The sequence below is a fragment of the Streptomyces sp. NPDC059828 genome, assembly GCF_042731955.1.
GTDB lineage: Bacteria > Actinomycetota > Actinomycetes > Streptomycetales > Streptomycetaceae > Streptomyces.
In genome coordinates this window covers 113503-121683 of the sequence record NZ_JBHWIW010000014.1, presented here as the reverse complement: position 1 = coordinate 121683, position 8181 = coordinate 113503, and the positions used below count along the sequence as shown (strand labels likewise).

Genomic DNA, 8181 nt, shown 5'->3' with positions numbered 1-8181 from the left:
CTCGGGGTCGCCACTGGCGTGGCGTCGTCGGGCCCGGACCTGGCCCGACGACGCCTGGACCCCATGTTCGTCAGCGGCCGTGCCGCTCACCGTGGCTGTGGACCGAGTTCGTCGACGCGATCTGCTTCCAGGACCTGGGCTGGTGAGCCGTACCCGCGTCCTTGCGCGCCGCCCGGGCCGAGGCCGCACCCGCGGTCGGCTGGGCGGGCTTGGACGGCTGGTACAGCCAGGTGTCGAAGAGCGCGGCGAGCGGCTTCCCCGAGACCTTCTCGGCGTACTTCACGAAGTCGCCGACCTCCGCGTTCCCGTTCACCTTCGCCGTCGGCCAGCTCTTGAGGAGGGCGAAGAAGTCATCGTCGCCGATCTCGACCCGCAGAGCCTGGAGAGCCGCCGCGCCACGGTCGTACACCGCGAGGTCGAACTGCTTGTCGGCGCCGGGGTCACCCGGCTTCACCGTCCAGAACGGGTCGTCCGCCGGATGCTGGGCGTAGACGTAGTCCGCCAGCTCCTGCGCCGTGCCCTCGCCCTCCTTCTCCGACCACAGCCACTGGCTGTAGCGCGCGAAGCCCTCGTTGACCCAGATGTCCTTCCAGCCCTTGACCGAGACACTGTCCCCGTACCACTGGTGGGCCAGCTCGTGCACCACCACCGAGACGTTCGCGCCGTTTGCGAACTGGCGCGGGCTGTAGAACGGGCGGGTCTGCGTCTCCAGCGCGTATCCGGTGGGTACGTTCGGCACGTAGCCGCCGAGTGCGTTGAACGGATAGGGGCCGAAGACCTCCTCCAGCCACTCCGCCGCCTCGACGGTGCGCTCGACGCTCGCGCGTGCCGCGCCCGCGTTGTCGCCGAGGTCCACGCTGTAGGCGTTGACGACCGGGAGGCCCTTCGCGGTCTTGTCGGTCGTGATGTCGAACTTGCCGACGGCGAGCGTGGCCAGATACGTCGCCTGCGGCTTGTTCGACCGCCAGTTGAAGCGGGTCCAGCCCAGACGTGAGGACTGGGACAGCAGCACGCCGTTGCTGATCGCCTGTGTCCCGTCCGGCACGGACACCGAGATGTCGTACGTCGCCTTGTCCAGAGGATGGTCGTTGGCAGGGAACCACCACACGGACGATTCCGGCTCACCCGCGGCGACACCCCCGTCAGGGGTGCGGAGCCATGCGGTGTAGCCGTCGATCTTCAGCTCCGACGGCTTCCCGGCGTACTTCACCACCACCGAGACCGGGGTGCCCTTCGCCAGCGGCGCGGGCGGGGTGATCTCCAGCTCATGGGCGCCGGTGGCGGCGAAGGCCGCCTTCTTCCCGTTGACCCTGACCTCACTGGCCTTCAGCCCGAAGTCGAGGTTGAACCGGGACAGGTTCTGCTTGGCGGTGGCGAGCAGGGTCGCCGTGCCCTCCAGCAGGTCGGTCTGCGGCTGATACCTCAATCGCAGATCGTAGTGGGAGACGTCGTATCCGCCGTTGCCGCTGGCCGGGTAGTAGGGGTCTCCGATCCCCGGTGCCCCGGGTGCGGAGTCGGCCGCCGATGCCGGGATCGCCAGCATCAGCGTGGCCGCGAGTGCGCTCGGGAGGAGGATTCTGCGCTGCACGAATTGCTCCAAGTCGTCGGGGCCGGTGATCTCTTCGGGCTCTTCGGACCCTATTCACGCCTGTGGGTGCAGTCGTGTCCATGGCCCCTGATGTCACACGAATGCCATCCAGCCGACATGCCACTCTCCGGTGAGCGGGGGGCTCCGCGGTTTCGTGGCCCGGCCCGCCCAGGTCTGTCCTGCCTGCCCTGACCTGTCCGGCCCGCTCGGGCGTTCCCCGGCTCGTCCGGGCCCGCTCAATTCCGGCCGGGAACCGCCCAGCCGCCCAGGCGCCCCCTGTCGCCCAGGAGTTGCCCGGCGTACCGTGCGCGCATGCCGATACCCGCCCGGTACAGCCGTCGCCTGCCTCTCGCTCTGGCCCTCTGCGCCGCGCTCGCCGCCCCACAGATGAGCATCGCCGCCCACGCGGCACCGGTCAGGCTGCAAGCCGGGCAGCAAGTGGGCGCTGCTCGGCCGCCGGGCCCGCTGCTGCCGCATACCGGATTCGAGGAGTCCCGGGGTGCGCGCTGGACCAGCCAGCCGGAGGAGGCTGCCTTCCTCACAGCCGTCGACCGGGCCAGCCGACGGGTGTCACTGCGCACCATCGGCACCACCGGGCAGGGCCGCCCCCTCCAGCTCGTGCGTATCGGGAGCGGCCACCCCACGGCGAACACCATGCTGCTGATCTGCAGTCAGCACGGCGACGAGCCTTCCGGCCGTGAGGCCTGCCTCACCACGATCCGCGATCTCGCAGTGGCCGGTGACAGCGCCACCCGGCGCTTCCTGGACCGCACCACCGTGCTCGTGATCCCCACCGCCAACCCGGACGGCCGCGCGGCCGACACCCGCGGCAACGCGGACGGCGTCGACATCAACCGCGACCACATCGCCCTCAGGACCGCCGAGGGCCGCAGCATGGCCGCCGTGCTCCGCGACGAACGGCCGGATGTCATCTATGACTTGCACGAATACGGGGCCACGGCGCGGTACTACGACAAGGACCTGCTCTCCCTCTGGCCGCGCAACCTCAACACCGACCCGAAGGTGCACGACGAGGCGCACGCACTCTCCGAGACCTTCGTACGCCCCGCCGCCCACGAGGCGGGATACAGCAGCGGCATCTACGGGATCTGGACCGATCCCGTCACCGGCGAACCGGTGAAGCAGGTCGCCGGGGACGGCCAGGAGCGCATCCTGCGTAACACCGCCGGCATCAAGCACTCCGTCGGGCTCCTCGTGGAGACCCGGGTAGACGCACTCACCGACGCCGAGAAGCAGGACCAGGCACTGAACAACAGGCGCCGGGTGAACAGCCAACTCGCCGCGCTGGGTGGCGCCTTCCGCTATGTCGACGAGCGGCGGGCAAGGATCGAGGCCACCACGGGACGCGCCAGGCTCGCGGGCTTCACCGAACGGGGGCCGGTGTACCTGGGCGGGGCCGACAACGACCCGGCCACCCCCGACGAGACGCTCACCGACCCGCCCTGCGGCTACCGGCTGTCCGCCGCCCAGTACGCGGACGTCAGGGACGAACTCGCACTGCACGGGGTCGCCGCCCTGCCGGCGGGGCCGGAGGGCCGTGACGGAGCCTACGTACCTCTGCGGCAGTCCCAGCGGGACCTCGTCGCCCTGCTGCTCGACGGGCGTGCGGCCTACCACCTCACCGCGGGGCAGCCGCTCACGGAGTGCTGACCCCGCGCGGCACGACGGCACTGTGCGCGACACGGCACGCACACCGCGTCGTGCCCAGGTCCCGTCCGGGTCGCCCTTGAGGATCGCCCTGAAGGGCCCCGGGGTCCTCTGGCGTCCCGGGGCCCGGCAGGACCCATAGAATCGGCCTCCTCATGAGTGCAACCCTCGTCGCCAAGGAACTCGCCGCCGGGCACGGCGAGCGATCGCTGTTCTCCGGTCTCGACCTCGTGGTCGCGCCCGGTGACGTCATCGGTCTCGTCGGTGTCAACGGCGCCGGAAAGTCCAGCCTCCTCAGGCTGCTCGCCGGGATCGACACACCCGAGCAGGGCACGCTGCGCCTGTCGCCGCCCACCGCGTCCGTCGGCCATCTCCCTCAGGAGCCGGAACGGCGCGCGGACGAGACCGTCCGGCAGTTCCTCGCCCGGCGCACCGGCGTCGCCGCCGCGCAGGCCGCGATGGACGAGGCGACACAGGGCCTGGTCGACGGCACCCCCGGCGCGGATGACGCATACGCGGCCACCCTGGAGCGCTGGCTCGCGCTCGGCGGGGCGGACCTCGACGAGCGCGCCGACGAGGTCGCCGACTCGCTCGGGCTGACCATCGGGCTCGACCAGTGCATGACATCCCTCTCCGGCGGCCAGGCCGCCCGTGCGGGTCTCGCCTCGCTGCTGCTCTCCCGCTACGACGTCTTCCTCCTCGACGAGCCCACCAACGATCTGGACCTGGACGGTCTCGAACGGCTGGAGAAGTTCGTCCAAGGGCTGCGTGCGGGCACGGTGGTCATCAGCCATGACCGCGAGTTCCTCGCCCGTACCGTCACCAAGGTGCTCGAGCTGGACCTCGCCCAGCAGCAGATCACCCTCTACGGCGGCGGCTACGAGGCCTATCTGGACGAACGGGACACGGCGCGCCGGCACGCCCGCGAGGAGTACGAGGAGTACGCCGACAAGAAGGCCGCGCTGGAGGGCCGCGCCCAGATGCAGCGCTCGTGGATGGACAAGGGCGTCAAGAACGCACGCCGCAAGTCGGGCGACAACGACAAGATCGGCCGCAAGTTCCGCAGCGAGGCCAGCGAGAAGCAGGCAGCCAAGGCCCGCCAGACCCAGCGGATGATCGAACGTCTCGACAGCGTGGAGGAGCCCCGCAAGGAGTGGGAACTGCGGATGGAGATCGCCACCGCACCCCGCTCCGGCGCCGTCGTCGCCACCCTGCGCGAGGCGGAGCTGCGACGGGGCGGCTTCCAGTTCGGGCCGGTGTCACTCCAGATCGACTGGGCCGACCGGGTCGCCATCACCGGCGCCAACGGCGCGGGCAAGTCGACCCTGCTCGCGGCCCTCCTCGGCCGGCTGCCGCTGGACTCGGGTCACGCCGCGCTGGGCAACGGGGTCGTGGTCGGCGAGGTCGACCAGGCGAGGGGGCTCTTCCACGGCACACAGCCGCTGCTGGACGCCTTCTGCACGGCGGTCCCCGACATGGAGCCCGCCGATGTCCGTACCCTCCTGGCCAAGTTCGGCCTCAAGGCCGTCCATGTGCTGCGTCCGGCGGTGACCCTCTCCCCGGGCGAGCGCACCCGTGCGGCCCTCGCCCTGCTCCAGGGCCGTGGGGTCAACCTCCTGGTCCTCGACGAGCCCACGAACCATCTGGACCTGCCCGCCATCGAGCAGCTGGAATCCGCGCTGGACTCGTACGGCGGCACACTGCTGCTGGTCACACACGACCGGCGGATGCTGGAAGCGGTCCGTACGACGCGCCGCGTCGAGGTGGCGGACGGAAAGGTGACGGAGTTCTGATGGCCGATGCACTGACCCGACTGTGCGCACTCGTCGACGACCCGGAGGCCGATGTCGACCAGACCATCGACCTGGCCGACGAGATCGCGGCGTCCGGTGACACGGCTCTGCTGCCGCGGCTCGAGGCGGAGCTCGACCGCAGCGTCGGCGCACGCAACTCCTACGCCCGTGAGCTGCTCGGCGGGGTGATCGCGGGGATCGGAGGTGTCTGCGCCCTGCCGGTGCTGCTGCGGGCCTCCGCCGTGGATCTCGGCGATGACCAGGACGGGCTGGCGACCGAGATCGTCGACCTGGTGCACATGGACCCCGCCCGCGCCCGCGCCTCGCTCGAGCCGCTGACCCGGGACGGCGATCCCGCCGTACGCGACCGTGCGGAGTGGGCGCTGAGCTTCACACCCTGAGGGCGTCGTGCTCCCGCGATCCTCAGCGGGCGCACGACGACTGCTGCGGCACTCCTCGTGGCTTCGCCGGGTGGCGCCCCCGTTGCTGCGGTGTCGGGTCGTCCGCGTACGCCCGGTATGGGACGGCCTCGCTCAGCCTTCGGTGGGGGATCCCCCCGGCCCCGGAGGGCCGGGGGGACTCCATGCATCTGACGCCGCACGCTGATCCATTGCGGCTCACGGGACACAGCCCTTGGCGTTGTGAACAGACAGACCGGGGTGCGGCAGCCCGCGGCACCCCGGTCCCCGTCGCCGCTACTTGCCCCGGCCCTTGTTCGGACCCAGCAGGCCCGCCTTGCGCAGTGCGTCCGCCATCGCGCTGTTCGCCGGTGCCTGGGCAGGGCGACCCCCGCCCGCGCTACCGCCGTTGCCACCGCGCCCGCCACCGCCGTTGCCTCCGCGCCCGGCGCCGCCCTGGCGCTGCTGGGGCGGTCGGCCGCCCTGGCCGCGCTCACGGCGCTGGCCGCCGCCACCGCCATCCGGAGTGCCCTGCGCCGCCTCGTCGTCCAGTCGCAGCGTCAGGGAGATCCGCTTGCGGGGGATGTCGATGTCGAGCACCTTCACCTTCACCACGTCGCCCGACTTCACCACATCCCGAGGGTCCTTGACGAAGGTGCGGGACATCGCCGACACATGGACCAGACCGTCCTGGTGCACACCGACGTCGACAAACGCGCCGAACGCCGCCACGTTGGTGACGACGCCCTCCAGCACCATCCCCGGCGCCAGGTCGGCGATCTTCTCGACGCCGTCCTTGAAGGTCGCCGTCTTGAACGCGGGACGCGGGTCGCGCCCCGGCTTCTCCAGCTCACGCAGGATGTCGCTGACCGTCGGCAGACCGAAGGTCTCGTCCACGAAGTCATCCGGGCGCAGCGAGCGGAGTACCGCGGTGTTGCCGATCAGCCCGGCCACCTCGCTACCCGTGTTCTTCACCATCCGCCGCACCACCGGGTACGCCTCGGGGTGCACGCTGGAAGCGTCCAGCGGGTCGTCGCCGCCACGGATCCGCAGGAAGCCCGCACACTGCTCGTAGGCCTTGGGGCCGAGCCGGGCCACGTTCTTGAGCTCCTTGCGGGAGCGGAAGGGGCCGTTGGCGTCGCGGTGCGACACGATGTTCTCGGCGAGTCCGGTGCCGATGCCGGACACGCGCGAAAGCAGCGGCGCGGACGCCGTGTTGACGTCGACACCGACGCCGTTCACACAGTCCTCGACCACCGCGTCCAGCGAACGGGACAGCTTCACCTCGGACAGGTCGTGCTGGTACTGGCCGACACCGATCGACTTGGGGTCGATCTTCACCAGTTCGGCGAGCGGGTCCTGGAGCCGGCGGGCGATCGACACCGCGCCGCGCAGGGAGACATCGAGGCCCGGCAGCTCCTGGGAGGCGAACGCGGAGGCGGAGTACACGGAGGCACCCGCCTCGGAGACCATCACCTTGGTCAGCTTCAGCTCGGGGTGCTTGGCGATCAGCTCAGTGGCGAGCTTGTCCGTCTCACGGGACGCCGTGCCGTTGCCGATCGCCACCAGATCGACCGCGTGCTCCTCGGCGAGCCGCGTCAGCTTCGCGAGCGACTCGTCCCACTTGTTCGCCGGGACATGCGGATAGATCGTGTCCGTGGCGACGACCTTGCCGGTGGCGTCCACCACGGCGACCTTCACACCCGTACGGAAGCCAGGGTCCAGGCCCAGTGTGGCCCGGGTGCCGGCGGGGGCGGCGAGCAGCAGGTCCCGCAGGTTGGTCGCGAAGACCCGCACCGCCTCGTCCTCGGCAGCGGTCCGCAGCCGCGTCCGCAGATCGATGCCGAGATGCACGAGGATGCGGGTGCGCCAGGCCCAGCGCACCGTGTCCGCGAGCCACTTGTCGGCCGGCCGGCCCCGGTCGGCCACGTCGAAGCGGCGGGCGACCATGCCCTCGTACGCCGAGGGCCCGGGCTCGTCCGACGGCTCCTCGGGCTCCAGGACCAGGTCGAGTACCTCTTCCTTCTCGCCGCGCAGCATCGCCAGCACCCGGTGTGAGGGCAGCTCGGTGAACGGCTCGGCGAAGTCGAAGTAGTCGGCGAACTTGGCGCCCGCTTCCTCCTTGCCCTCGCGGACCTTCGCCGCGAGCCGCCCGCGCGTCCACATCCGCTCGCGCAGTTCTCCGATGAGGTCCGCGTCCTCGGAGAAGCGCTCGGTCAGGATGGCCCGGGCGCCCTCCAGCGCGGCGGCCGGGTCGGCGACCCCCTTGTCCGCGTCGACGAACGCCGCGGCGGCGGAGAGCGGCTCGACGGACGGGTCGCCGAGCAGTCCGTCGGCGAGCGGCTCCAGACCGGCCTCACGGGCGATCTGCGCCTTGGTGCGCCGCTTGGGCTTGAACGGCAGGTAGATGTCCTCGAGGCGGGCCTTGGTGTCGGCCGCCCGGATCTGCGCTTCGAGCTCGGTCGTGAGCTTGCCCTGCTCGCGCACGGACTCCAGGACCGCGGTGCGCCGGTCTTCGAGCTCCCGCAGATACCGCAGCCGCTCCTCGAGCGTGCGCAGTTGCGCGTCGTCGAGCATCTCGGTCGCTTCCTTGCGGTAGCGCGCGATGAACGGCACGGTGGACCCGCCGTCGAGCAGCTCGACGGCTGCCTTCACCTGCCGCTCGCGTACGCCGAGCTCCTCGGCGATCCTGCCTTCGATGGACGTCGTCACGGTTTCCCGACTCGCCTTCTGA

Annotated in this window: 5 protein-coding genes; 3 read left to right on the top strand and 2 right to left on the bottom strand. The window is 71.0% G+C overall.

Annotated features, from left to right (window positions below):
- Positions 1 to 70 precede the first annotated feature (70 nt).
- Positions 71 to 1543, bottom strand: coding sequence for a M1 family metallopeptidase (locus ACFV6V_RS11790; RefSeq protein ID WP_385562659.1), 1473 nt, complete (start codon positions 1541 to 1543; stop codon positions 71 to 73).
- Between the two features lie 357 nt (positions 1544 to 1900).
- Here ACFV6V_RS11790 and ACFV6V_RS11785 point away from each other — a divergent pair, with 357 nt between their 5' ends.
- The 3 genes from ACFV6V_RS11785 (at position 1901) to ACFV6V_RS11775 (ending at position 5450) form a co-directional block, all read left to right on the top strand.
- Entirely contained in the window at positions 1901 to 3259 is a 1359-nt protein-coding gene (locus ACFV6V_RS11785; RefSeq protein WP_385562634.1) for a M14 family metallocarboxypeptidase, read from the top strand.
- 152 nt (positions 3260 to 3411) lie between these two features.
- Positions 3412 to 5049 (top strand): ABC-F family ATP-binding cassette domain-containing protein, encoded by a 1638-nt coding sequence (locus ACFV6V_RS11780; protein WP_385562631.1) that lies wholly within the window; start codon positions 3412 to 3414, stop codon positions 5047 to 5049.
- A complete protein-coding gene (locus ACFV6V_RS11775) occupies positions 5049 to 5450 on the top strand; it encodes a hypothetical protein (RefSeq protein ID WP_385562628.1) in 402 nt (133 codons plus the stop codon). The genes ACFV6V_RS11780 and ACFV6V_RS11775 overlap by 1 nt, the downstream gene beginning before the upstream one ends.
- A gap of 294 nt (positions 5451 to 5744) precedes the next feature.
- On the opposite strand, the gene ACFV6V_RS11770 is transcribed toward ACFV6V_RS11775, so the two are convergent.
- Positions 5745 to 8159, bottom strand: a complete 2415-nt coding sequence (locus ACFV6V_RS11770) for a Tex family protein (RefSeq protein ID WP_385562625.1) — start codon at positions 8157 to 8159, stop codon at positions 5745 to 5747.
- Positions 8160 to 8181 lie beyond the last annotated feature (22 nt).